This window comes from Leptospira limi (assembly GCF_026151395.1).
Lineage (GTDB): Bacteria > Spirochaetota > Leptospiria > Leptospirales > Leptospiraceae > Leptospira_A > Leptospira_A limi.
In genome coordinates this window covers 300,934-327,806 of record NZ_JAMQPV010000002.1, presented here as the reverse complement: position 1 = coordinate 327,806, position 26,873 = coordinate 300,934, and the positions used below count along the sequence as shown (strand labels likewise).

General features: G+C 37.9%; 22 protein-coding genes. 12 read left to right on the top strand and 10 right to left on the bottom strand.

All coding sequences use genetic code 11. The features are described 5' to 3' along the window. Positions 1-114 precede the first annotated feature (114 nt). The gene (locus ND812_RS15050) at positions 115-615 is read left to right on the top strand and encodes a hypothetical protein (RefSeq protein ID WP_265376193.1); all 501 of its coding nucleotides are present in this window, start codon (positions 115-117) and stop codon (positions 613-615) included. Between the two features lie 74 nt (positions 616-689). Here ND812_RS15050 and ND812_RS15045 read toward each other — a convergent pair whose 3' ends face one another. The 3 genes from ND812_RS15045 to ND812_RS15035 all read right to left on the bottom strand — a co-directional run bounded on the left by ND812_RS15045 (position 690) and on the right by ND812_RS15035 (position 4,958). Further along, on the bottom strand, positions 690-1,061 hold the full coding sequence (locus ND812_RS15045) for a high-potential iron-sulfur protein (protein WP_265376192.1): 372 nt from the start codon (positions 1,059-1,061) through the stop codon (positions 690-692). 3 nt (positions 1,062-1,064) lie between these two features. Next, positions 1,065-3,290 carry a catalase/peroxidase HPI gene (katG, locus tag ND812_RS15040; RefSeq protein WP_265376191.1) on the bottom strand — a complete coding sequence of 742 codons (2,226 nt, stop codon included), beginning with the start codon at positions 3,288-3,290 and terminating at the stop codon, positions 1,065-1,067. Between the two features lie 168 nt (positions 3,291-3,458). Then, complete coding sequence (locus ND812_RS15035) at positions 3,459-4,958, bottom strand: cryptochrome/photolyase family protein (protein WP_265376190.1); 1,500 nt, start codon at positions 4,956-4,958, stop codon at positions 3,459-3,461. A gap of 97 nt (positions 4,959-5,055) precedes the next feature. Here ND812_RS15035 and ND812_RS15030 point away from each other — a divergent pair, with 97 nt between their 5' ends. The 3 genes from ND812_RS15030 to ND812_RS15020 all read left to right on the top strand — a co-directional run bounded on the left by ND812_RS15030 (position 5,056) and on the right by ND812_RS15020 (position 7,717). Beyond that, on the top strand, positions 5,056-6,444 hold the full coding sequence (locus ND812_RS15030) for an ethanolamine ammonia-lyase subunit EutB (RefSeq protein ID WP_265376189.1): 1,389 nt from the start codon (positions 5,056-5,058) through the stop codon (positions 6,442-6,444). A 2-nt stretch (positions 6,445-6,446) separates the two neighbouring features. Beyond that, positions 6,447-7,241, top strand: coding sequence for an ethanolamine ammonia-lyase subunit EutC (gene eutC / locus ND812_RS15025; RefSeq protein ID WP_265376188.1), 795 nt, complete (start codon positions 6,447-6,449; stop codon positions 7,239-7,241). 188 nt (positions 7,242-7,429) lie between these two features. After that, positions 7,430-7,717, top strand: coding sequence for a cysteine-rich CWC family protein (locus ND812_RS15020; protein ID WP_265376187.1), 288 nt, complete (start codon positions 7,430-7,432; stop codon positions 7,715-7,717). Positions 7,718-7,733: 16 nt separating this feature from the next. Here ND812_RS15020 and ND812_RS15015 read toward each other — a convergent pair whose 3' ends face one another. The 3 genes from ND812_RS15015 to ND812_RS15005 form a co-directional block, all read right to left on the bottom strand. Continuing rightward, complete coding sequence (locus tag ND812_RS15015; RefSeq protein WP_265376186.1) at positions 7,734-8,771, bottom strand: CE1 family esterase; 1,038 nt, start codon at positions 8,769-8,771, stop codon at positions 7,734-7,736. Positions 8,772-8,846: 75 nt separating this feature from the next. Further along, positions 8,847-9,863: an LLM class flavin-dependent oxidoreductase gene (locus tag ND812_RS15010; protein ID WP_265376185.1), complete on the bottom strand. Its 1,017-nt coding sequence runs from the start codon at positions 9,861-9,863 to the stop codon at positions 8,847-8,849. A 279-nt stretch (positions 9,864-10,142) separates the two neighbouring features. Then, the gene (locus ND812_RS15005) at positions 10,143-12,245 is read right to left on the bottom strand and encodes a cellulase family glycosylhydrolase (RefSeq protein WP_265376184.1); all 2,103 of its coding nucleotides are present in this window, start codon (positions 12,243-12,245) and stop codon (positions 10,143-10,145) included. 302 nt (positions 12,246-12,547) lie between these two features. Between ND812_RS15005 and ND812_RS15000 the strand changes: the two genes are divergently transcribed. After that, positions 12,548-14,710 carry a neutral/alkaline ceramidase gene (locus tag ND812_RS15000; protein WP_265376183.1) on the top strand — a complete coding sequence of 721 codons (2,163 nt, stop codon included), beginning with the start codon at positions 12,548-12,550 and terminating at the stop codon, positions 14,708-14,710. A 98-nt stretch (positions 14,711-14,808) separates the two neighbouring features. Beyond that, positions 14,809-15,471 carry a TetR/AcrR family transcriptional regulator gene (locus ND812_RS14995; protein ID WP_265376182.1) on the top strand — a complete coding sequence of 221 codons (663 nt, stop codon included), beginning with the start codon at positions 14,809-14,811 and terminating at the stop codon, positions 15,469-15,471. Here the strand turns inward: ND812_RS14995 and ND812_RS14990 are convergent, their stop codons facing one another. After that, a complete protein-coding gene (locus tag ND812_RS14990; protein WP_265376226.1) occupies positions 15,472-16,125 on the bottom strand; it encodes a TetR/AcrR family transcriptional regulator in 654 nt (217 codons plus the stop codon). 126 nt (positions 16,126-16,251) lie between these two features. Between ND812_RS14990 and ND812_RS14985 the strand changes: the two genes are divergently transcribed. Together ND812_RS14985 and ND812_RS14980 are read left to right on the top strand one after the other, a co-directional pair. Then, positions 16,252-18,246 (top strand): NADPH-dependent 2,4-dienoyl-CoA reductase, encoded by a 1,995-nt coding sequence (locus ND812_RS14985; RefSeq protein ID WP_265376181.1) that lies wholly within the window; start codon positions 16,252-16,254, stop codon positions 18,244-18,246. Between the two features lie 10 nt (positions 18,247-18,256). Continuing rightward, entirely contained in the window at positions 18,257-20,005 is a 1,749-nt protein-coding gene (locus ND812_RS14980) for an acyl-CoA dehydrogenase family protein (RefSeq protein WP_265376180.1), read from the top strand. 19 nt (positions 20,006-20,024) lie between these two features. On the opposite strand, the gene ND812_RS14975 is transcribed toward ND812_RS14980, so the two are convergent. After that, complete coding sequence (locus ND812_RS14975; protein ID WP_265376179.1) at positions 20,025-21,206, bottom strand: serine hydrolase domain-containing protein; 1,182 nt, start codon at positions 21,204-21,206, stop codon at positions 20,025-20,027. Between the two features lie 159 nt (positions 21,207-21,365). Here ND812_RS14975 and ND812_RS14970 point away from each other — a divergent pair, with 159 nt between their 5' ends. The 3 genes from ND812_RS14970 (at position 21,366) to ND812_RS14960 (ending at position 23,160) form a co-directional block, all read left to right on the top strand. Further along, a complete protein-coding gene (locus ND812_RS14970; RefSeq protein WP_265376178.1) occupies positions 21,366-21,695 on the top strand; it encodes an EF-hand domain-containing protein in 330 nt (109 codons plus the stop codon). 426 nt (positions 21,696-22,121) lie between these two features. Further along, the gene (trhA, locus tag ND812_RS14965; protein ID WP_407658570.1) at positions 22,122-22,793 is read left to right on the top strand and encodes a PAQR family membrane homeostasis protein TrhA; all 672 of its coding nucleotides are present in this window, start codon (positions 22,122-22,124) and stop codon (positions 22,791-22,793) included. 79 nt (positions 22,794-22,872) lie between these two features. Next, entirely contained in the window at positions 22,873-23,160 is a 288-nt protein-coding gene (locus ND812_RS14960; protein WP_265376176.1) for a hypothetical protein, read from the top strand. A gap of 52 nt (positions 23,161-23,212) precedes the next feature. On the opposite strand, the gene ND812_RS14955 is transcribed toward ND812_RS14960, so the two are convergent. Then, positions 23,213-24,223, bottom strand: coding sequence for an NAD(P)-dependent alcohol dehydrogenase (locus ND812_RS14955; RefSeq protein ID WP_265376175.1), 1,011 nt, complete (start codon positions 24,221-24,223; stop codon positions 23,213-23,215). A 111-nt stretch (positions 24,224-24,334) separates the two neighbouring features. On the opposite strand from ND812_RS14955, the gene ND812_RS14950 reads away from it, so the two are divergent. Further along, the gene (locus ND812_RS14950; protein WP_265376174.1) at positions 24,335-24,997 is read left to right on the top strand and encodes a TetR/AcrR family transcriptional regulator C-terminal domain-containing protein; all 663 of its coding nucleotides are present in this window, start codon (positions 24,335-24,337) and stop codon (positions 24,995-24,997) included. Positions 24,998-25,003: 6 nt separating this feature from the next. Here the strand turns inward: ND812_RS14950 and ND812_RS14945 are convergent, their stop codons facing one another. Then, on the bottom strand, positions 25,004-26,848 hold the full coding sequence (locus tag ND812_RS14945; protein ID WP_265376225.1) for an alginate export family protein: 1,845 nt from the start codon (positions 26,846-26,848) through the stop codon (positions 25,004-25,006). Positions 26,849-26,873 lie beyond the last annotated feature (25 nt).

The following is a 26,873-nucleotide window of genomic DNA, read 5'->3' as shown; positions in this document are numbered from 1 at the left end:
ACGGCAAACCTAGGACAAAATAGAAGGGATGGGAAAAAATTCAGAAAAAAAAGATAGAATTTTAAACTCTCACATGCAGGATTTTGATGAAATTTCTTGTGACTAGGTGTGTTTATGCAAACCAATCGTTCATTCATGTACGGTATTCTTTTTCTTTCTGTTTTGTTTTCTGCATGTTCTTCGCCTACTACTCAAATCACAGATTCTCCCGCTCTTGAAAAAGAAAAGGTAATGGAACGCAATTGGACTGTGAATCCTTTGTGTTGTAAACTCTCTGCAGAGTTTTTAGGAGTTGTGGTTCTCGATCAAATTTGTGTGAGTGAAACAGAAACAAAATTAAAGCTCCATACAAAGGATTGGAAACGAGTTTGTGTTCTGAAAGAAGGAATGGTTTTTCGTGATGAGTTGGGAACCAATTACCCATTTATAAAATCGGAAGGTGTAGATTTATGCCCGAAACGGACAAAATTGAAAGACACACCATTTTATTTGGTGTTTACGAGTATGAATTCCCAATCAAAGTCTTTTGATTTGATTGAAGATAAAAATGCAAAATTTGCACACAAACCATGGACATTTGAAGGAGTGGATCTCAGCCAGTGCCAATGGCAATAAAGATAAAATCCAGTTTTGGTTCAAATCCAAAAGGTTAACCATTGAAGTGAACCAAAAACTGTTCAAAATCAATCTTACATCTTTTTAGCAAATGCTGAACACCAACCTTTTGTTGCCACAACACCATTCGGCAATATAGAACATTTTCCCCAACCTTCATTGAGTTTTGTAAATTGGGCACATTGGAGGCAAACTTGGCTTTTTGCTTTTGGGTGTTTTCTTTCTGGATACAAATTATAATCGGTATTCTTTGCGTCTTGGTGAAAACCTAATGCCTGTGCAGTGGGATCATTTTCTGATACTGGTTTTAAGCCATCTGGTGGCTCTGTCATTTTTTCTTCTTTTGTTCCTTTTGCAAATAAATTCCACTCTCCCCCTAAAAGGAAGAGAGTGGACGCAAGAACAATGGAACGTTTCAGAAATTGTTTGCGTGTGAACGGTTTCATGTTCTATTTCACATCAAATCGATCTAACATCATCACTTTGTTCCAAGCGGAAACAAAATCTTTCACAAACTTTTCTTTGGCATTATCGGAGGCATATACTTCTGCAACTGCACGAAGTTCTGAGTGAGAGCCAAAGATCAAATCAACAGAAGTTGCCGTCCATCGTTTTGATCCTGTTTTGCGATCGAGACCTTCATACAATCCTTCTGTTTGTTCTGACTTTTGCCATTTGGTAGACATGTCGAGTAAGTTCACAAAAAAATCATTAGTCAAAACTCCTGGTTTGGATGTGAGAATTCCATGTTTTGATTTGCCAGTATTCGCATCTAATGCACGCATTCCACCAAGTAGAACAGTCATCTCAGGGATGGAAAGTGACAACATGTTTGCTTTGTCGACTAACATCTCAGTTGGTGACATATAATTGCCTGGTCCGTAATAGTTTCTAAAAGCATCTGCTTTTGGTTCTAATACAGAGAAGGAATACTCATCGGTTTGTTCTAAACTGGCGTCTGTTCTACCTGGAGTAAATGGGACAGAAACTTTTATTCCTGCTTTTTTTGCCGCTTCTTCAATTGCAACATTCCCAGCTAGAACAATGAGGTCAGCAAGAGAGATTTTACTTCCAGTCTTGTTGAAGTCCTCTTTGATTTGTTCTAGTTTATTTAGAACTTTTGATAACTCCTCTGGATCATTTGCCACCCAATTTTTTTGAGGTGTTAGGCGGATCCTTGCACCATTGGCACCACCTCGCATATCCGTACTTCGGAACGTAGATGCTGACGCCCATGCAGTTCTGACAAGTTGTGGGATTGTAAGTCCAGACTTAAGGATTTTTCCTTTCAGACTTTCGATTTCCTTGGCAGTTACCAATTTGTGAGAAACACTTGGAACAGGGTCTTGCCAAATTAATGCTTCTTTTGGAAGGTCTTTTCCTATATAACGGGTGAGGGGACCCATATCTCTGTGAGTTAATTTGAACCAAGCTTTTGCAAATGCGAGTTCAAACTCTTTTGGGTTTTCTTGGAATCGTTTTGCGATCACTTTATAACTTGGATCAAATTTTAATGCCAAGTCGGTTGTAAACATGATTGGAGCGTGGCGTAAAGATTTGTCATGAGCATCTGGAACCATGTTTGCACCTGCTCCGTCTTTTGGAATCCATTGGATGGCACCAGCAGGACTTTTTGTTTGTACCCATTCAAAACCAAATAGATTGTTTAGGTATTGAGTTGTCCACTTCGTTGGGTTTGCTGTCCATGCTCCTTCAAGACCACTGGTAATTGTGTCTTCTGCATTTCCTTTTTTGTAATTATTTTTCCAACCAAATCCTTGTTCTTCGATCCCAGCAGCTGCTGGTTCTTTTCCAACATGTTTGGATGGATCTGCTTTACCGTGAGCCTTCCCGAAAGTGTGTCCACCTGCAATCAGTGCAACAGTTTCTTCGTCATTCATTGCCATTCGGCCAAATGTCTCACGAATGTCTTTAGCGGCTGCTAGTGGGTCAGGATTCCCATTAGGTCCTTCTGGATTGACATAGATAAGTCCCATTTGGACAGCAGCGAGTGGGTTTTTTAATTCGCGATTGCCTTTGTATCTTTGGTCTTCCAAAAATTTTTTCTCAGGTCCCCAATACACTAGGTCTGCTTCCCAATCGTCAGTCCTTCCACCAGCAAATCCATAAGTTTTAAAACCCATTGATTCCAGTGCTACGTTCCCTGTTAAAACCATGAGGTCAGCCCAGGAAATTTTGTTACCATATTTTTTCTTGATCGGCCATAACAACCTTCTTGCTTTGTCGAGGTTTGCATTATCAGGCCAACTATTGAGTGGTTCAAAACGTTGTTGTCCACCACCAGCACCGCCACGCCCATCGGAGATGCGATAGGTTCCCGCACTATGCCAAGCCATACGAATGAAGAATGGGCCGTAATGTCCATAATCAGATGGCCACCAATCTTGGGACGTAGTCATAACGGTTTTGATTTCTTGTTTTAAGATTTGGATGTCCAATTCCTGAAATGCTTTGGCGTAATTGAACTGCCTGCCCAAAGGATTCGATTCTGCACTGTGTTGGCGCAGTGGTGCCAAGTCCAAGCGTTCTGGCCACCAAAATTGGTTGGATGTGTTTTGGCGGTCCATCCCTTGGGTCTCTTTGGTGTCCGCGGCTCCAATTGGGCCAAGGAACAACACAAGGAGAGCGATTGTGAAACGTCTGAAATTTCTCATACTGACCTTCTCTTTCTAGATATAGTATAGAATTAGATTGAATCCAATTATTGTGGCAAGCAAAATATTTTAGATTCAATCTAAATTTATACAGAGACTAGCCGCTTTTCGGCCAGAAACAACCTGATGGGTTTTGATCCAGTTTCGGATTCCTAGTTCCGTCGGGTTTTACGAAACTAAGGTGAGTTTCTCTTTCCAGATTTTGGCAGTTTGGAAGAGTTTTTCCTTTCTGTCATTTTGCATCCGGTGTAAATTTCCAACAAGGACAGCGGTTCTGGGGTTTTTGGAAAACTCGAATTGATGGGTTTCGATAAACGACCAATACAACCCATCCACGGCTTCTTCCCATTCCCCTTTGGGGAACTGGCCCATTTTTTGGTAGTAGTTGGATCCGCATATGTATGGTTTGGTGGCAAAAATGCCGCCGTCACTAAAGAGAGCCATCCCATACACATTGGGTCCCATCACCCAATCAGATGAATCAATGAACATCTCCATAAACCAACGGTACGCTTCCTTGGGATGGATTTCGAATAACACCATTAATGATCCAAGTACCATCAATCGTTCTATGTGGTGAGCGTATCCATATTGATTGCACTTTTTTATGACAAAATCGAGAGGTGGTATGCCAGTTGTGCCATCAAACCAATGTTTTGTGAACTTTCGTTTGTGAGCAAAATGGTTTTTCGATTCTTGTATATCCCCAAAATTTTGATCAATTCCCCGAATGAATTCACGCCAACCGATGATTTGTCGGATGAAACCTTCCAACGATTCAATCGGGATTTTATTTTTTTTTACGTGATCCATTGTCACTTCGACAACTTCTTTCGGAGTTAATAAACCAACATTTAAAAATGGTGTGAGTACCGAATGTTGTAAAAAGGGAAATGATTGTGAAAAAGCATCTTCATAAGGACCAAATAAATCCAATCTTTTTTTTAGAAATTGATCTAACCAATGTTTGGCACCCTTACGAGTCGTTGGTAACCAAAAATTTTCAGTGTTTCCTGGATGGTTTGGAAAATGTGTTTCCACCAAATCGAAAACTTCCTTCTCTTTTGTGGTAAAATTGATATTGGGTAAATTTGGAGCATGGTAAGTTTTTGGAAGTTTTTTCCGATTTTCAGTATCAAAACTCCATTTCCCACCAATAGGTTCATTTTTATCATTCACTAACAAATGTAATGTTTTTCTTTGAGATTCATAAAAAGTCTTCATAAAAGGTTTTTTATGAGTTAATAAATAGGCTTCAAAATCTTTGCGTTTTGTCAGAAACATCGGAGATCTATGTTCGATCCCTTTTACTTTTGTCGTTTTGAGTAACGAGAGGATTCTATTTTCAAAAAAACGATCTTCGATTTCAAAATAGTGTAATTCATCAATGGATTCTTTTAAAAGAAAATTAGACAGTTGCACATCATAGGAATCGGAATTTACATCCAAAGGTTCGTAGTGAACCAAAAAACCTAATTTTTTTAGTTCTTCTGCATAGGCTCTCATAGCTAAAAAGAAAAATAAAATTTTATGTTTATGAAAATGGTAGTATGTACATAATTCTTTGTCTTCTCTTATAAAAACTATGTATTCGGAACGTTTTTCTTTGGCCAAAATCGAATCTAAATCGAAAAGTTGGTTTCCCAGGATGAGAAGGGCTTTTTTCATACATTGTCTATTTTTTAGACAAAACTGTTTGTAAAAATGAGAATCGAAGTATGGGAAAAGTTCTATTATTAAAAGAAAAATCAGGTATAGTGAAAGGGTGAGTTATCAAATCATCATCGGGAAAAAAACATATCAGTTCCGTGACTTAAAAGAAGTTTTGGCAAAAGCATCTCCCCTTCGTTCGGGAGATATTTTAAGCGGAGTTGCCGCAGAAAACCAAGAAGAACGAATTGCGGCACAAATGGTGTTAGCTGATATATACTTATCAGATTTTTTAAATAACGAATTAATTCCAGCAAACAAGGATGAGGTGACAAGGCTCATTTTAGAATCTCATGATCCTACTGCATTTAAGACGATTTCCCATTTAACAGTAGGTGGATTTCGTGATTTTTTATTATCGGAAACAACGGATCTATCTGTTTTAGAATCCATTCGTATGGGTCTCACTCCAGAAATGGTTGCGGCTGTATCGAAACTCATGTCCAATCAGGATTTAATTTTAGTCAGTCAAAAAATCAAAATTATTACAAAGTTTCGAAATACAATAGGATTACCTGGAAGGTTGTCGGTTCGTTTACAACCTAATCATCCCACCGATGACCCGAAAGGTATTGCTGCCAGTATCTTAGATGGATTGTTACTTGGAAGTGGAGATGCTGTGATCGGAATTAATCCTGCCACTGACCATGTGCCAACTTGTATCTCATTATTAGAAATGTTAGATACAATCATCCAAACATATTCCATCCCAACTCAATCTTGTATCCTCACTCATGTAACCACCTCTATGCAAGTGATGCAAAAAGGAGCACCACTAGACTTGGTATTCCAATCCATTGGCGGAACAGAAGATTTGAATCAGAGTTTTGGTATCAATCTTTCTTTATTAGCAGAAGCAAGAGATATGGCTTTGTCTTTGAAGAGAGGATCCATTGGAAATAACGTAATGTATTTTGAAACAGGGCAAGGAAGTGCGTTGTCAGCAGGGGCACATCATGGAATTGACCAACAAACGTTAGAAGTGAGAGCTTATGCAGTTGCTAGAAAATTTTCTCCCTTACTCGTGAATACTGTCGTTGGTTTTATCGGCCCTGAGTATTTATATAATGGAAAACAAATCATTCGTGCTGGTTTGGAAGATCATTTTTGTGGAAAACTAATGGGTTTACCAATGGGAGTTGACATCTGTTATACGAATCATGCTGATGCAGACCAAGATGATATGGATACATTATTAACTCTCCTAGGGGTGGCAGGGTGCAATTTTATCATGGGAATACCTGGTGCTGACGATGTGATGTTATCATACCAAAGTACTTCATTTCATGATGCATTGTATCTAAGACAAGTATTGGGATTAAAACCGGCTCCTGAATTTGAACAATGGTTGGTTCAGAAAGGAATTTTCTCAAATGGAAAACAGTTTTTACCAGTTGAGAATCAAATGGTAGCCTTGTTTGAAAAAGAATTAAGGTTGGATTAAGTATGTCAAATTTAGATCGCTGGAAACAATTCACACAAGCAAGGATTGGACTGGGAAGATATGGTGTTTCCATTTCCACCAAAGACATGTTAAAGTTTAGGCTGGACCATGCTAGAGCAAAAGATGCAGTTGTACAAGAACCTTCTTGGGATCCAATTTTTGATAAATTGAAGTCACTCTCAAAATTGTATGGTATCCAACACCAATTTGTCAAAAGCCAAGTAACCTCAAAACAAGAGTATCTATTAAGGCCTGATCTAGGAAGACGGCTTTCGGAAGAATCAATACTCAAATTGGATGCAATGGACAAGGGTTATGAATTGGGTATTGTTTGTGTGGATGGTTTGTCTGCGAAAGCAATCGATGAAAACTTACTTCTATTTTTAGAAGGATTCCTTTCGAAAATTGAATCTTTGCATCTGAAACTTGCACCTTTAGTAGTGGCACAATGGGGTAGAGTTGCGATCGGAGATGAAGTTTCCGAAATTCTACAATCCAAAATTTGTTTAGTGATCATTGGAGAAAGGCCTGGTCTTAGTTCCTCCGATAGCCTTGGACTTTATCTTACGTATGAACCAAAAATAGGAAAAACGGATGAAACAAGAAATTGTATTTCCAATGTCAGACCACTTGGATTTCCACTACACTTAGCCTGCGATAAAGCAATGTACTTAATCCAGGAAAGTATTTCCCAAAAACGTTCTGGTGTTTTACTCAAAGACCAAATGCCAAAATCAAAACAGTCGATTGACATGAAAGAGGATCTTTCTAAACTGAAATCATTCCGGGAGGAATGAGGTGAAACTCCTCAACTGACGGTGCAACCGTGAATTTGAATTCGTTGATCGGATTCAAAAAGTCGGATCTTCCCACAAATGAATCGCCCGTAAACGATCATTCGTTCCTTGTACACATTAGGGTCCCGGACAAATTCGCCGGATCACCCAATATGATTGTGTGATTCTAGATCAGTAGGAGTCACCATTTGAAAGAATCAACCCCAAACAAAAAACCAATCCAAGATTCAACTTACAATTCCCAAGAGTCAATGATCAAACATGAGGAAAAAATTTGCCCCAACTGTTTGCGAATTTTTGAATGTAAGGTTGGTTCCATTCAATTGTGCCAATGTACAAAGGTTCAATTGACAAAGGAAGAAACTGAATATTTGGCAACTCAGTATACAGATTGTTTGTGTTTCGAATGTATGGAGGCATTGGCATTCGAATACAGAGTGAACCAGAAGTTAGTTCAATTGCCTTGGAAATTATGACTATAGATAATGAATGTTACTGATTGGGATGGGATTTGAAAAAATCCCACATCACATCATTGGCAATGATCGCTTTTGTAGGAGATTCACCACCTAACAGAAGAGAAGGTTTTTTACCACCTGGCCAAGAATGCCCACCATCTTCTGTCACACAGAGTTTCACTGTCACACCTTCTTTGCATTCGTGATACTCTTCACAAGTGACATCTTTATTTTGTAACACAATTTTTGGTGTTGGATGACAACCGTTCCATTGTACCCATTTGGATACAGTTTTCGGAACAGAAACAAAATCCGTAATGAGAGTTCTGTCAGTGAAACTAGAACCTGCTCCACCATAAAATAATACTTTATCATCATTTTTAGCATGTATATGAAAAATGGAAATTGGTTTGGAGGGTTTGCAATCTATTGTATTATCAGTTCCTGCCACAGCAGTGATCCCAGAAAATTGATCTGCCATTGAACATGCAATTTGATAAGACATCATTGCCCCATTCGACATTCCAGTGGAATAAATTCTTTTTTTGTCGATGTTCATTTTTTCTGTTAGGTGGCCGAGGATAACTTTTACAAAACCAAGGTCATCTATATTCGCCTTTTTTGCTTCCCCACAACAATTGCCCGCATTCCAAGTCGCAAACTTTCCTGATTTGTATACACTGTATCCATTCGGAAATACAACGATGTGTCCTAATTCTTCTGATTTGGAAATTTGGTGGTAATACTCTTCCTTTGATTGGATTTCCATATCACCTCCACCACCGTGGAAAACAAATAAAAGTGGGACAGCTGTATCTTGACTGTAACTTTTGGGAACATGGATTTTATAATAACGAATGATCTCTTGGTGAATGGTCGAAAACACATAGTCACCTGGGGTTGTAATGCGCTGGGTGAGATCAGTTATCGCGTTCGGAGCAGGTAAATCACTGATTTTTTTCTGGAATTTTTCTTTGAGGGTTGAACGTATGAAACCTCGTTCGCAAGAATCCATAGTGAAAACACAAAGCAAAATGAAAATCAAAGAATAGAATCGTTTTCGAAATGGCATATATTTCTCCCAGGCGAAGTTAGAGGAAGTCTCACTGATTGTATAGGATACCATAGAATGGGGAAGGTACCAAAACTAATTTTTCACAGCTCTCGCTGTAGAGGGATCAAAAATTTGGTCTTGGACTTCCATCAGGATCTCAAAAGAACGGATCCTTTTATCTGTGTCGTAAACAGAGGATACAACAATCAATTCATCAGCTTGGATCTCTTCTTGTATTTTGTTTATTTTCTGGACAATTGTCTCTTTGGATCCTACCGCTGAAACGGATAACATTTGTTTTGCCATTTGTTTCTCTTGTTCAGACCATAAACTATCCATTGATGGGACGGGAGGTGGAAAAGGAGCACGTTTATTTCTGAGTATACCAAGAAATGACTGTTCGACACTTGTGAATAGATGATTCGCTTCTTCGTCAGTGTCGGCTGCGACAACATTCATTGCAATCATAGCATAGGGTGATTGTAAGTATTGCGATGGACGAAATTGTTTTTTATAAATTGTAACAGCATCTTTTAAATAAGTAGGAGCAAAATGAGATGCAAATGCAAATGGTAAACCAAGTAGCGCAGCAAGTTGTGCTCCAAATAAACTAGAACCCAAAATCCAAACCGGAATATTGGTTCCATAACCTGGGATAGCATTTACCATTCCATCTTTTCTGTCTGAAGATAAATATTCTAAAAGTTCTTTGACATCTTCAGGGAAATGTTGAGATGCCATCGGGTCTCTACGTAATGCTCGTAAGGTGAGCTGGTCAGTCCCTGGAGCTCTGCCTAACCCTAAGTCAATCCGGTTCGGATATAAACTTTCTAATGTTCCAAATTGTTCAGCAATCACGAGTGGGGAGTGGTTTGGTAACATGATGCCACCAGCTCCTACACGAATGGATTTTGTTTGTTCCGCTAGATGACCGATGACGACTGATGTTGCAGCACTCGCAATGGAAGGGAAATTATGATGTTCTGCGATCCATATTCGATGATAACCGAATGTTTCTACTACCTTTGCCACACGCACACTATTTTGAATTGCTTCTTTTGTAGTCTGGCCTTGGTTGATAAAAACTAAATCTAAGATTGAAAGTTTCACGTATGATATCACATTCCCAGAAAGAGTGATTTTCTGTAAATGTAGAAAATTTTGAAAAATAGATTCATTAGAAAAATCAAATACACTTGTTATGTGAGGTGACTTTGATTTTTTATGAAAAATAAAATAAAAAAAATCGAATGTTTCTCTAAAGTCAGTCTAAGTAGACTGATCAATAATTCCACAAGTTTCATCTCAGATTCAAATCTCAAAAATTCCAAAAGATTTAAAATTCATTGCCAAAGGAATGGTGAAAGACCATTCCTTTCTTGAATTGTATCATTCGTTCGGGTATCCAGCGTAAGTCATCTTACCGATGAGGTAAATCGGACTTTTTCCTTCTACAAGAATCCTTTGGTTTAACTTAGATTGGAGTTCTTGTAAGTTGGCAGTGGGATACGTTGTATTTTCCTTGTTTACAATGAGTGCATAATGAAAGGAAGTAGATTGGTTTTCATCCAAATCCAAATCATCCCAAAGGTATAAAACATTTCCAGATCCTATTTCCCTTTTTGGATCAGCTATAATCACAACTTCATTTGGTTGGTTTGTTGGAACATTTGGTATTACACCTGTGTACAATTTTTTTTCAGTCATTACGATGACTTTTGAAGGATCAAAATGTGGTGGTAGATAAAATTCGGAAGGTGCGTCAGAAGACCTTCCTCTCCAGATAACGATTAAAAATCGTTTGTCTCCAAATTGTTTGACTTCATTGTTTCCTGGTTTGATTGCTGCCCAAGAAAACATTTTATTCCAAGTATCAAACCCAATTGCATTGTAATGACTTGTGAATAGACGGCCTTGTGATTTACGAACATAGGCTCTTGAGATGACAAATGGATCTACATTCAAACTGGTTCCATAATTTCCAACCACGGAGAAGTCTTCATCATTCCACGCATCTTTTGTTGTAACGAGGTTGTTTGGATTTCCATTTTTGTATTCAGCATGGTGGTCATAATAATAATCCCAATGCCACTGAGTCCCTGAAACAACTGGATTGTAAAAATCGGCAAATCTGGTTTTTGTCGATTGTTCTTTGTCGGAAATTTCCATGGCTTGGTAAACTGCATTGATCATACGAGGAGTGTCTTTGGCACCAGTTCCTTTTAACCACATGCCAAATTCACTTAAAAACATTGGTATTTTTAAGAACCTTGCTTCTGTTCTAATTTCATCTAAGTATTTAAAATATGTGGCATTGTCGATTCCAGTTAAATCTGTTCCCATCCTCCCTGCATCATAAAAATGGGAATTGAAGACAAATCCTTGGCCGGGAGGAGCATTTAAATGTCCACCACCAGTAGCAGGAGCAATCGCAGAACCAATGTTTGTATTCCAAAACACAAGTGGTTCAGCAAATACCCATTTGTTTGCCCAGCCATTTTGATTGAGGATGGTTCTAATTTTTTGGTACATGGGCCAGAGTTTTTCATTATCCCATCGTTTTGGGGTTAAACCTTCCATCCCTCCATCGACTGGTTCATTAAATGGATCTAACCCTATGATGTAAGAAAACTCTTCTGATGATAACTGATTTTTAATATAAGAAACAGTTTTTTCAATTTGCCAAAGGTATTCCGTTTGCATATAACGGACACCAGACGCAGTATTCACTGGAGCATTATTCCAGAAGTTTCTAAAGGCTCTTCGAATTGCTTCGTTTGTTAAATTATTTTGACTCCAACTGGCACATACAATACCACAATATTCTTTTGGATAATTACCATTTTTAGTAATCCATAAAGGTGCACCATTTCCCGTATGCCAGGAGTTCTGATTGAATAAGTGTCTTGAAAACAAATCTTGGTGGTAATCAAGTAGAACGTAAATATGTTTCGAAGTTACTTTTTTAATTTGAGAAATCACTTCATCCAAATAAGAATAATCAATTTTATCAACTTCTGGATGAACACCTTCCCATGCAATTGTGTAACGAATGATATTGGAACCAGTTGTCTTCGTTAGTCCATTCAATGCAATTTCTATATCATTTACATTTTTGAACGGTTTGAATCCATGTTCGACTAATTTAACGTTACCAGATACATTAAACCCTCTGAATGTAGTTTCACGTCCAAGTCCATCAATCCAAATGGCATCCGTGTTATTTCCAAATGATTTATAGGAAACAAATAACTCACGAGTTTCTGCGGAATTGAGATAATTTAGATCATGAATCAAATTTGTAGGTTCTGTAATGGACTTTTCACTACCGAAAGTCTGAGAACCAAAGTTTGTTTCCGTTTGAGATGTTTGTACAAATGGAAGTAGGAGTTTGGGTCCTTCGTTCGTTGGTGCACAAAACAAACATAAGGTTGTTACTAGACAGCTTACAATTTGTCTCCACTTAAAGATTCCTTTGATTCGTTGTTCCATACTTTCCCCTCTGATCCCTCATTGTGACTAGGTGACAGTTCCTTCACAATAATCGACACATGTCGAGTAAAAAATGACATAGAAATACCATAGTTTGGCGGGGAAGATTCCATCGACTCGCTAGAAACGGCGAAAAGAGGCATTTCTGAACGTTGGTCAAATAAAACCCGACTATTGTCGATTATTCACTTGCCATATTTTTAACATCGTTTAGACTTAATCCCCAGATTTGACCCAAGGGTTCCTTCGGCAGATAGAAGCGAAAATTGTATGATTCAGAAATTTAGATTCGGAGAGAGTATATGAAATCCCAAATAAGTCCCTTGGTTCGCTTGAGTGTATCCATCGTGTCCTTTCTTTTTGTGCTGGCTTGTTCGGACAAAAAGCCGTCCCAGTCCGCCATACTTGGTTTAGTTGGAACCGACCAATTGGCACAATCGAATGGTTTGGATTCGGAACTTAATTCTGGTTCTGGCCTCAGTCGTTCCGTAGCTCCCAGTCTTGGTTCTTCTCCTTACTTAGTTGGTGTTGGAATCTCTGACATTACTGGGCCTGCAGCAGAAGTTGGTATGATGGGATTTGCAGAAACTGCACAAAAGACGGAAGGGATTTATATGCGCCTTTGGTCAAGAGCATACATCATTGGCGATGCTTCCAAACGTGTTGTGTTTGTCAGTGCTGATTTAGGAATGATTTTCCAATCCATCAAACAAGCAGTAAGCAAAAAAATTGCCACTGATGGGGAACTAGCACCATATTATTCTGAAGCCAATGTATTATTATCAGCAACTCATACACATAGTGGGCCAGGTGGTTATTCTCATTATTTTTTATACAACGCTACAACAGCAGGTTTCATTAAAGAAAACTTTGATGTGATAGTAAATGGAATATACCAATCAATCAAATTGGCTCATCAGAATTTAGTTCCAGGAAATGTTTATATCAACCAAGGAGAACTTACAGATGCGAGTAAAAACCGATCTGTTGAGGCATATGATAAAAATCCTGCAAGTGAACGTAATTTTTATTCATCCAATGTCGACCAAACAATGACTCTCTTAAAACTTGTGGCTTCTGATGGAAGAGAACTTGGAATGGTAAACTGGTTTGCAGTTCATCCAACAAATGTTGGACCTTCAAACAAACTCATTGGTGGAGATAATAAAGGATTGGCTTCTTATTTGTTTGAAAAAACAAAGGGAACCAACTATTCTGCAAACCAAACCTTTGTTGCTGCCTTTGCTCAGTCAAATGCGGGTGATGTAACTCCAAATTTATGGGGACCTGCTGATGGTGTGAATGATTATAGTAGGCAGAATATCATTGCAGATAAACAATACCAAAAAGCAGTCAGTTTATACCAATCTGCAAATACTCAATTGACTGGATCTGTTGATTTTCGTCATACATTTGTTAACTTTTCGAATCTCTATGTAAGTAGTGTCGGAACCACAACTTGTCCTGCAGGTATGGGTGCATCTTTTTCTGCTGGAAGTGTTGAAGACAATGCTGTCTCTGTTGATTTTTTTGATGAAGGAACTACTGTAGATTCTTTAGATTGGAATACAAATACTGCAGATGCATTCAAAGCGAGTTTTCTTGGAGGCGCTCTCGGAGTATTATGGCCAACTTCAGTGAGTGAATCATATAAGTTATGTCATGCGGAAAAACCAGTCCTCATTCCAACGGGTGTTGCAAGTTTTGATGGAAATCCTTGGACACCACCTGTCATTCCGATTCAAATTATCAAAATCGGAAATTTATCCATTTTAGCAATCCCTGCAGAAGTCTCAACAATGGCTGGGAGAAGGATTCGTTCTCTTGTAAAAAATATAATGCAAAACGAGTATACAGTCATTTCAGCATTAGCCAATTCCTACACTTCCTACCTCACGACAAGAGAAGAATATTCTTCCCAACAGTATGAAGGTGCCTCTACTCAATTTGGACCACACACACTAAAAGCGTATGAACAAGAATTTGGAAAATTAGCATCCGCTTTACGAAATGGTGTATCTGTTCCGAATGGTCCAACCCCAGCTGATCTGACAAATAACCAAGCTACATTCCAAACTGGAGTTGTATTTGATGATGTTCCTTTATTTAAAAGTTTTGGAAATGTGATCACACAACCGTCTCCTAGTTATGCAAGTGGATCTAAAGTAACGGCTGTTTTCTGGGGTGCTCATCCAAAAAACAATATGTTAATTGGAAGTAGCTTTGTCGACATTGAACGACAAAACGGTTCCACATGGACAGTGGTTGCCCGAGACAACGATCCATCTACCACTTATAGATGGCAACGAGATGGAATCGCATATTCGAAAATTACAACATCCTGGGATTCTACTGCGTATCCAAAAGGAACTTATCGCATTCGCCATCGTGGCCACTGGAAATCGGGTTGGACTGGTGCCATCACTGCCTACCAAGGAGTGACAAACAATTTTACGATCCAATAGGAATATCTGAACAATCACCTCGCCTGGCCCAGGAATGGGTCAGGATTTTTTCTTCGCAACGGGATTGACTAGGTGAGATTCCGAGAGATGATCGTACTATGGATAAATTGGTAGACGCGTCCCTCTCTCCTGACCTTGCTTCAAGGCCGTTTAAATTCACAAGTAAACAAGGAAGAAATCGACGTGCCCAATTGTTATCTATTGCTTTTGAACTCTTAAAAGAAAAAAAACCAGAAGAGATTAGTTTTGCGGATATCTGCAAAAAAGCCAAAATTCCGAGGCCTTCCGCTTACCATTTTTTCCCGAATGTTGAGGCAATTTTCCATGGAATCCGATTGTTACATTCAGAAGGTATGGTTGAAAAACTCACTGCCTTAAAAAAGGAAACTTTCAAAACATGGAAAGAATACATTGAAAGATCCATTGATGTTGCCATCGAAGTAACAAATTCTGAGATCGCCTTCCCTCGGTTAATCTATGGGTATAGAATGAGTAATCCTGATATGAGATTAGTTGGTCAAGAGTTAGATGTAAAATTGGCAAATCTCACCAAACAAGGTTTAATTGATCGATTCCTTTTACCAAATTTAGATAACTTAGACCAAATATTTGGTGTCGCTATTTCGATTCCTGATTCTTTGTTAAAACTCTCTTATCGCACCTACGGAGACTTTACTCCATGGATGGTGGCAGAAGCAAAAAAAGCCACAATATCCTACTTATTAAACTATTTTCCTGAAGTTTGTGAACCAAGAAAATAATTAAGTTTTCATTCCATTATATGCATATTCAGTAACAGTTTGGATAAACTTTTCCATCTCGTTTAGATCATTTTTCATTTGTAATCGACCTTCCAAGAACAACATAGCAATTCCGTGGATCATTGCCCAGGAAGCTAAGGTTTTTTCTCTTGTTTGTCCCTTTTCTAAATGACCTAGGTTTTGTCCCATTCTGATGATTTCGTGTAATTGGCGATAGGTTCTTCTTGAGACAGAAGACAAAGTGGGATTGAGGTTAGATTCAACTCCCATACCACCAAACATAATCCTTGCGAATTGACGATTATTCATGATGAATTGAAAATAAGTCCAACCAAGTGCTCGGTAACGACCTTTGAAGTCTTGTTCTGTTTTTTCTAATTCCTTTTGATAGGATTCAAAGTATTTTTGAAAACCAATCTCTGCAATTGCAGAAAATAACGCATGTTTGTTTTCGAAATGATGGTAACTTGCTACATGGCTGACACCTGCCTTTGCAGCAACCTTTCGTAAGGAAATTTCTTCCAGAGAAGTAGTTTCTAATAATGCAACACCCGCTTGGATCAGTGCCTCACGAACATTAACGCTGTTCATTTTGTTGGGGCGGCCAACCCTTGTGATGGTTTTAGCTTTCGCTTTTCGTTTTTTTGCTACCATTTTTTGCCATTTTGGATTGTTTTCCATCTTATGACTACCAGTTATTTACCGTTGGTAATTTAATACTTGTTTCTAAATTTGAATATATTACCGATGGTAAATTAATTCGTTTTCTGAGGGAGTTTTATGAATACAGCCTTTACACCGATCCAACTAGGAAATGTGACAGTACCCAATCGATTTTTAATGGGTTCTATGCACTTAGGCGTGGAAGGAGAGACTGGAGTTGCTCATAGAATGGCTACCTTTTATGGCAAACGTTTTGATGGTGGAGTCGGAATGATTGTCACTGGCGGAATTAGTGTCAATGAAGAAGGGAAGGGATCAAAATCATTTTTTCAATTTTTAGACCCACTCCATGCAAATGAACTCAAACTACTCAACGAAGCCCTAAAAGGAAAAGGGGTAATGTGTGCGCAGTTATTTCATGCTGGTCGATATGCATTTGACCGAAACTGTGTTGCTCCATCTGCCATAAGAGCACCAATTAATCGTTATGTGCCAAGAGCGTTAACAGAAGACGAATGTTGGAGAACCATCGAAGATTTTGGACGTTCCGCAAAAATCGCTCATGAAGTAGGGTTTGGTGCTGTGGAAATTATGGGGAGTGAAGGTTATTTATTAAATCAATTTTTTTCACCAGTGACAAATCACCGTGATGATTATTTTGGTGGTGATGCCAAACGCCGAATGAACTTTTCGATCGAAGTATTACGTGTCGTTAAAAAAAATCTTCCCGAAGGATTCCCGATTATTTTCCGAATGTCAGGCATAGATCTGATACCAGGGAATCCTAGTTTCGAAGAAGTGATCGGATTATCAAATGCCCTACGTGATGAAAAAGTTACCGCTCTGAATATTGGAATTGGATGGCATGAGTCTAGAATCCCTACCATTAGCCAACTTGTACCAAGAGGAGCTTGGGTTCCCATCGCACGTCGTATCAAAGAACAAACTCCAGGTGTGCCGATCATTGCTTCCAATCGTGTAAATGATGCATCCACAATTGAACAAGTATTTTCCGAACAAAGTGTGGATATGATTTCAATGGCAAGACCGTTTTTAGCTGATCCATCTATTGTTCAAAAATTATCAAATGGAAACTCTGCACGAATTAATACTTGTGTTGCTTGTAATCAAGCATGCCTCGACCATGCATTCCAAGAAAAACATGTTTCTTGTATTGTAAATCCTGTGGCAATGAATGAAGATAAGTATAACTTCAAAAAAACAACTAACCCAAAAAACGTTTTAGTGATTGGAACAGGACCTGCTGGATTGGAAGCCGCAAGAGTGGCAAAAGAATTAGGGCATGATGTTACCATCTTTGAAAAAAGAGACCAAATTGGAGGTCAGTTCCAATTGGCATCACATATTCCAGGAAAATCAGAGTTTAATGAAACCATTCGTTATTTCAAAAATGAACTGAATGCGATTGGAGTCAAAATTCATTTAAACACCGAAGCAACAATCGAAAACATCAAAGCAAAAAACTCGGATGTAGTTATCTTTGCAAGTGGAGTAATCCCACGTGAATTTCATTTAAAAGGATTAGATTTATTACCTCATGGAAGTTATGCAGATTACTTAACAGGTAAATTTGTTCCTGGAAAAGCGGTTGCAGTGATTGGTGGTGGTGGAATTGGAGTAGACGTTGCTCATCGTTTAACAGAAGAAAATGATCCGACAATTGAATCATACAATCAAAAATACAATATAAATTCATTTACAAATGCTGTGATCCAAACTGCAAAAGCAAAACGAAAGGTAGGAGTTTTTCGTAGGAATGGAAAACATGGCGCAGGATTAGGCCCAACCACATTCTGGGCATTAAAACAAGAGTTAGAATCAGAAGGGGTTGAGTTTTTCCAAGGTTTAACATATAAGGAAGTCACAAAAGAGGGACTTGTTGTTGTATTTAAAAATGGAGAAGAGTTTTTATATCCTTGTGATTCGATCATCTTATGTGTTGGTCAGGAAAAAGAAGATTCATTGTATGAACAATACGTAAAACAATCTCAAAACCAAAAAATCATTTTAATCGGTGGAGCAAAGGATGCTAAGAACATCGATGCAAAACGAGCATTTTTCGAAGGACTAGAAGCAGCTTATAACATTTAAGGAAACAAATATGATCGCAAATAACTATTTTTCAGATGATAAAGACCTACAATTAATTTATAACCAACTCATTGATTGGGAATCAATTGTAAAAGAAACAGAAGGTGATGGTTTTATTGACCATAAAGTTTATAATGAAACCAAAAATAATCGATACGAAATGGCACCTTCTTCCTTAGAAGAAGCTATGGAATTATACACTTCCAGTTTGGATGCAATGGGAGATTTTTTTGGCAAAGATGTCTCTCAAAAATCTCAAATTATGGATCGAAACGAATTAAAGTATGAAAATGGAAAAGTAATTTTCCCAAAAGAAAATGTAGAAATTTATGAAAAATTTCGTAGTACGGGACTTATGGGTTATTCACTTCCAAGAGAAGCAGGTGGATTGAATTTCCCTGCAACCGTTGGTGCATTTTATGCGATGATTATGGCTCGTGCGGATGTTGCTTTTTGTATGACAACCACACTCTTAAATTTAGCACAAATTGTATCTAGGTTTGGAACAGAAGAACAAATTGAAACATATGCTACCAAAGCTGCAACGGGTGAGTGTTTGTTTGCAATGTCACTCACAGAACCAGATTTTGGATCGGACTTAAATAGTGTTAGGACAGTCGCCGTAAAACAAGAGGATGGAAGTTATCGTTTAACAGGAACAAAACGATTTATTTCGCAAGGATGTGGTCTTGGTGAGTATCCAGCACTTCTTTTGACACTTGCAAGAACGGGAAAACCTGATGGTGGTGCTCGTGGACTTTCTGTTTTTTTAGTCAAAAGTTCTGACATCTCCGTTGCTGGTATCGAGAAAAAGATGGGTCTCCATGGATCACCAACTTGTGAGATTGTTTATGATAATAGTTACGGTGAAATTTTGGGAGAGGAAGGATTAGGTCTCACTCGTTATACTGCTGGAATGACAAATTTTATGAGACTTGTAAGTGCCTCTGGTGGTTGTGGTGGAGGAGCTGCGGCTTATTATGAGTCCCTGAAGTATGCAAATGAAAGGAACCAATTCGGAAAACCAATTTATGAGATTCCCGCTGTCTATGAGATGGTGCATAAAATCAAACGCGAAACGAATGCTATGCGACTTCTGACGCTTGAGACCGCTCGTGTGATTGATATGTACCAACACCATCAGATTCGCCTAGAAAAACAAGGAAAACCAGATCGTGACATCAGAAAGGATGAAAAAGTAAAATACTGGTCTACACTTGCTTCCATTTTGACTCCTATCGCAAAATATTATAGTTCTGAAGAAGGCCATAAAAATACAAGTATCGCGGTACAGGTATTTGGTGGTGCTGGTTATACGGAAGACTATGATATTTCCAGAATGTTTCGTGATTCAAGGATCAATACCATTTACGAAGGAACTTCACAAATCCATGTGCGAATCGCAACAGGTGCAATCCTTGCAGGAATGGCAGGTGATGGAAATTTTAGAAAGTATCTCAATTCACTTAAAGCAGAGATTGTATCCCCATCTACTTTTTTATTAGAACAAGAACGTGTATTGGAAGAATCAATTCGAGTGATGCGAAACATCCAAGAAGAAGTAAAAAAAGAAACAGTTGCAGAAAACTTAATGATTCAAATGGCAAGATACCTTTGTAGTTTGTTATATGAAAAATCAATTTCAAAAATTAAAGATGCAGATACCAAAGAAATTTGGCAAAAAGATTGCCGTGCTTATGTAATTGATAGTGCTGCTACTGCTCAGTCTTGCCTGTATCGAATCCAATATTTTGATTGATTCAATGGATAGAATCTTTTCACTTAACGGTGGTTAGAATTTTTTCGACTACCTCCAATATCCTTTGGATGGTAGTCGGATCTCCATAACCGCCAGTGGTTGTGACAATGACCATATCGAAACTAGGGAAGGCGAAAATGAGTTGCCCGCCATTCCCAAGTGCAACTGACCAAGGAATTTTTTTCTCTACCAAAATGGTTTCTCCAAGCCACCAGTGGTATCCGTAGAATAGGGGATTTCCATCCTTACGGAATATTTTAACCTGCGAATTGATTTGTTTTTTGAAAGAATCACTTAACCATTGTTTTGAGACAATCTGTTTTCCTTTCCAACTTCCTCCATTTAAGACCAATCTCCCCAATTTTAACATATCCCTTGGTTTTAACCTGAGGCCTGCATGGGCAAGTGCTCTTCCATTTCTATCTTCTACCCATTCAAAGTTTTGGATTTCTAAAGGATTGAATAACCATTCTTTCGCTAATTCTTTTAAGGATTTGTTTGTTTTTTTAGTTAGAAGATCAGAAAGAACAGACGTTCCTCCTCCATTATAATTGAAGTTAGATCCTGGTGTATGGATTAAGTCCCTTTCAAAAAAGAATTTGGTTAGGTCTTTTTTCCAAAGAAGTCGTGTTTCATCACTGAATAAAAATCCATACCTCCATTCTTCCCAATCAAGGCCACTACTCATCGTTAGAAGGTGTTTCCAAGTAATATTTTGTTTGGGATCATTTTTTGGAATTTGTAATTCTTGATAGTTTGAAAGTACTGAATCATCCACTCCATCGATTATTTTTTTATCGATCGCAATGCCAAAAAGAAGAGAAACAACGGATTTGCTAACAGACCTTACATCATGTAATGTATTTGCATCAAACTGAGTTTCCCCGTCAAATGGGAACCTGGTTCCATAGCGTTTGTTAAATGGGTGATCGGGTCTTGTATTGTATACTTCAGTTACGATTTTCCCATGCCTTTCGATGAGAAAGGAATGGAATTCACTGTCTTCGGAAGCAATTTCATTTACATACCCGCATAACAGATTTTGATCAAATTCTGTTTCTACGTTCGTTAGGATTTGCCACTCCCGATCTAAAATGGGTTTCGGACAAATTTCAATCTTCGGTGGTTCCGAATGAATGTTCGAGTTAGCGACAGTGAGAGCAATAAGAATGAGTTGGATGGAAGATTTTTTGAGGTTCATTTCGAATGCCGATGACTAAATTATAAAAAGCATAAACAAACAATTGTCGTTCAGAAATCAAAAAAATAGAATCATTTTAAAAAAAGGAATATCATAAAAATTTCATGAAGGTGTTGACTTGTTCCAGAAATGGTTTAACAATTCAGCTGAGGTTTTTCTATGAAAAAAATTCTAAGCTTATTCGTTTGTCTCGCTTTCCTTGTGACAAGTTCCGTATTTGCCCATGACCATGATGGTAAAGGAAAACATCCTATGGCTGGTGAACATTTTAAAAAGATGGACACCAATGATGATAAAAAAGTGTCAAAAGAAGAATGGCAAAAATTCCATGATGGTTTTTTCCAAGAATTGGACAAAGATGGTGACGGTTCTGTTTCTATGGAAGAATTAAAAGAGAAACGGATGGACCAAAAAGAGAAAATGAAGGATAAAGCCAAAGAAAAGAAAAAACAAGGGAAAGAAAAAGACGAAGCCAAAGATTCAGAGTAATCTAGAACATTTATGTGGAGGATCGTTTAATTGTTTCTTATTGAATTTTCCAAAGGGGAAACAATGAGAGAAACGGTTCTCCATTAGAATGAAATCCGAATACCCGTTATTCTGTCGTTTTTAAATTTCAAACAATTCAAAATGGCAAAAGGAAACCAATTTCTTCCCATTCCATCATTTTTTTGAAACCTTTCTTTCGATTGACCTTCTTATAAAATAAGAGTGTGATACAAGCAGTCAAAACGAATGAAAGCCAAAAAAGCGAAAGCAAAACAGAAACCTTCTCCTAAAAAACAAAAACCAACATCTAAAACAATTTCGAATCAAAAGACTATTTCTACTTCGAATGTGAATTCGAAAAAAAATAGAACCAATCCTCAGCCCATTTCTGAAACAAAATCTGCAAGTGAGGAAAACCTTCATCCAATGAAAGAACTGATTGATACGGTTCATGAATATTCGATTGGTCATGAAATTGCAAATGCAGTGACACATGGAATTGGAGGGGGCTTAAGCATTGCTGGTCTTTCTTTGTTATTAACCATGGCAGTATTATATGGAAATATATGGCATATCGTAAGTTCTGCCATTTATGGAGCAACACTAATCATTTTATACTTAGCTTCTACTCTTTATCACGGTATATACCATACAGCGACAAAAAAAGTATTTAAAGTGATCGATCACGCATCCATTTATCTATTAATCGCTGGCACTTATACTCCATTTACGCTTGTTAGTTTGCGTGAGAATTCTGAATGGGGTTGGGTTTTATTTGGTTTGATTTGGATCCTTGCACTCATTGGGGTTATTTTATTATTATTGTTCCCTGGAAAGTATAGTGGGCTTCGTGTGGCGGTTTATATCATTATGGGTTGGCTTGCCATTTTCGTGATAAAAGATATCCGAGCTGCCATTGGAGTAGGTGGAATGTCTTGGTTAGTCGCCGGTGGACTTAGTTATACGTTTGGTGTGATTTTTTATCTATGGGACCGTCTGCCAATGAACCACGCAATTTGGCATCTCTTCGTTCTATCAGGGAGCATTTGTCATTTTTTTGCGATTTTATTTTATGTGATTCCAACTGTACCAAAATAAAAATTAGGTTTGTCAAAATATTTCGAATGTATAGAATTTCCCTTCTTCTCTACCAGTTGGTGGGAAAGTAGGAGAATATATGAGAACATTGGTCACGTTTAGTTTTGCCTTGATAGTATTGTTTTCATCAACGGCAATCTTCGCTGAGGATTGTTTTTTGTGTGGGAATGGAAGCACAAATGGATGCCAACAATGTCGAGGAAAAGACCGCAAAGCTTGTGAAGCCAAAGGATGCAAAATCTCAGGAACAGCTTCTTGTTCGACTGCAGCAAATGTGAAGGTATGTAAATCAGATCGAGTGTATACTGATTTGACATTCGGTGGAAATAAAAAACAGGAAAACCATACTCAAGCAAAGATCAATTGATTTGGTTGTAATCCTACCTAAATTGCATTAGGTGGGATTACAAATTTCAAGTTCAACCTTTAGTGACATCAATCACAACATTCCCTTTTTTATGACCAGCTTCTACATAGTGGTGAGCCGCTACCATTTCTTCTAAAGGATAATGCCGATCAATGTAGGTTTTGTATTTGCCAAGGTTGGCAAGGGAAACAAGGAAATTTAGGTTCTCTAATGTTTCTTTAATGGGACCAAAGTGAATTTTTTTTCTCTTAAAAAGAGATAAACAAAACGCATCCCACATTTGGCGAAACGTAGCTCCTACTAAAACTAAATTACCACCTTCCTTTAAATGTTTTAAATTTTTATCAATCGTAGTTTTACCAACGCATTCAAATACAATATCATATTTGTTGGTATCAGGTAGTGAAAAAAATTGATCATAATCAATGGATTCGTTTGCCCCTAATGATTTTACGAGTGGTATATTTTCTTTACTGCAAACAGTTGTAACAATTGCTCCAAAATGTTTTGCAATTTGAATTGCAGATGTTCCCACAGCACTTGATGCACCATAGATGAGGATTGTTTGTTTGGTATGCACATTACATTTTTGAAGGAAATCAATGGCAGTGAGACCGCCAAAAGAAAGAGTTGCTCCTTCTGCAAAACCAATTCCAGATGTAAATTTTGTGATCGTGGATTTTTCAGATACACAAATATATTCAGCATACGTTCCCATATTCATTCCTGGTGAACCGAGGACTTTATCTCCAACCTGGAATTTTGTAACCTTTTTGCCAACAGCTTCAACGATTCCAGAATAACTAATGCCTAATATAACAGATCTAGGTTTGAAGATTCCAAAAAACAAACGCACTACTTTTGGATCTGGTTTTCGGAGTCTCCAGTCAGCAGAATTGACTGTAGTATTCACAATCCGGATCAATATTTGATTTTCTTTTGGTATTGGGATTTCCCATTCTTCTAGTTTTAATACTTCTGGTGGTCCATATTTTCTATTTGTGATGACTCTCAATGGGAAAACTCCTTCCGATGAAAATAACTTACAGTGTAAGTCTGTCAAGAAAATATATTTCCAGTGAAGCGATGAAAATTTTAATAAGTAGTGGATTTTATGATAAAGGTAGATTAAAATTTGTTATATCAACTAAAATGAAAAAGGGAGATCAGTGGTTTGACTTTTCAAAAAAAGATTCAAAAACCGAAGAAGTCACTTTCGAAAGAACTTTTGATTGAGACATCAATCTCTTTTGCAGACAAAAAAGGGATCAATTCCCTGTCCATGAGAAATTTGGCAAATCTGTTAGGTGTTGAAGCCATGTCTTTATACAATCATATTCAAAATAAAGATGAGTTGTTAGACGGGATGGTTGAGGATTGTGTAAAACATTTCGCCTTTCCAAAGATAGGTGGCAATTGGAGAAAGGAAATGAAAAAACGTGCAAAATCTGTGCGAAAAATCCTCCTTTTACATCCATGGTTGACTATGTTACTTGTTTCAAGAGTGAATGTAGGAGAAAATTTACTCCAATATTTTAATGATACCTTAGGTTGTTTGGTGAAAGCAGGATTTTCTTATAAACAAGCAGACCAAATGATCAATGCCATTGATGCACATATCTATGGTTTTTTATTACAGGAATTGAATTTTCCATTTAAAACAGAAGAGTATTCGGAAAAAGCGAGTGAATACTTACCAATGATCCCAAAAGATCAGTTGCCATACTTTTACCAACTAACAAAAGATGTGGCAACTAAGAAATACAATGGAAAACATAATTTTGAATTTGGGTTGGACTTAATCCTGGATGGATTCCATCCAAATCCCAAATTGTAACGATTTTTAAATAGCAAATACAGTTTGAAATGTAAAAAAACTTGCATTTGGTTTGAAATCATACCTATGGTAGGGATCAGCCTGGTAAGGATTGTTTTTTTGGTTTCGAATCGCGTCTCCAGCATAAAGTGAACTTGCTCCAAACCAAAAGGATACGTTTTCAAATGGGGTAATGATATAAATCAAATTGATTTCAGTAGCAACATGTTTTCCCAGTTTTGGTCGATTCGGATTGTAAGCTTCTGTGTTATAAAAATCTTCCGTAGATGCGGTTTCACCTGTTGCCTTACTTCCTGCCACATAGTTATTGTTTTCATAATAACCATCTTGTAATTTCGTTTTGTAGTACCAGTGAGGGTTGATGATAAAGGTTCCCCAAGTCGGTGATTCGTATTTGATATGAATGGAATAATCTTTGATATTTTGCCAAAATACTAAACCCGAATTTCCATTTCCTGCGAAAGGAATAGCACCTCCCGCCATCCTTCTTGTTGCAAATAAAGGGTTGTATGTGGCAACACTTCCATCGTTTCGATTTGGATCTCCAGAAGCTTGTACATATTGAATCCCAATTCTAAATTCTTTTACAGGAGTGTAACCTAACTGCGCCGCTACGATATTTGCCTTATAACGAACCGGATCAGAAAAAGGAGGAGGGGCACCAGTTGTTTTATTGGATTTTAATGCACCGTTTTGGTTGATCCAATCGGGGGATACTCTTTCGCCATTAAATCCAGTTTGCCAAGCCGCTTCCACCATCCAGTCAATCCCTGTTTCTTTCGGTAATGAATTACTTTTTGTACGATTGGTTAATCGAAATCCCGTTGTATTCAGTTGGTCAGGATCACGGTAATAAATTTCAGATCCATAGGGAGTTGTATTGGTTGCCTTTAACCTTTGTTTGTATAATGTAAAGTTATAAACTTCTATACCCAACCATTCCCAAGGTTTGACACCATAATGTACGCCATAATAAGATGCATTCCCTGGGCCATTTAACCTAGTTGAATTATTGGAAACCATACTATTTGCATTGTTTTCGGAACTTACGATGGCACCAAACACATCTAACGTTTGTTTTTGGATAGTTAGGGTTGTTCGTACAGCATCAAACGAGTTACCATTCAAACTATCATTCCGTGCACCAAGGATCCTACCATCACCAAAGTCTAAAATTTGACGTCCGGTTCTCACACGAAACATTTGGTTTGTGGTTTTAAGGTCCAAAAATGCTTCTCTAAATCCAGTAAAATTGTTTAAAGCAAATTCTCTCTGTTTAGTTGTATCAATTGTTGTTCCCACATTTGAAATCACACCAAGTTTTTGATCCGCCGAACCAGTCGTGATTTCACCTCCCCATAACCTTACATCTTGGAAGGTAAGTTTAAAGGTAATGTTAGGTGATACGTCTCCTACCAAATAAAATTGAGTTTGGTTCGTCACCGTATTTCTGTTATCCGCAGTTGAACGATCGAAATCGGTATTGTACAAGGAATCTGCTTTGGGACGTAATCCAAATCCCACACGGAAACGATCGGCAAACCATAAACTTTTGTTTTCTTGGATGGCCTTTTTTTGTTTATTTGTGATCTGAAAACTTCGGAAATATTCCCCCGATAGATTCCCTTTCATGGGACTTACATACTCGGCTGGTTCTTCTGGAACAACTGGAGTTTCTTTCGTTGGTTCCTGAGGAGGTGATACCTGTGGTGGAGCGGGTGGCGGATTCTGTGGTTCTGGTGTTTCTTTTTTAACAGGTGTAATGAACTGAGCTTCTATCTCTCCTGTACCAAAAAAGAGAGTTGTGCTGATAAATAGTCCGATGATGAGTTTATAAAATTGCATGTACATTTGGTACTCCCGTGATTTTTGCCAG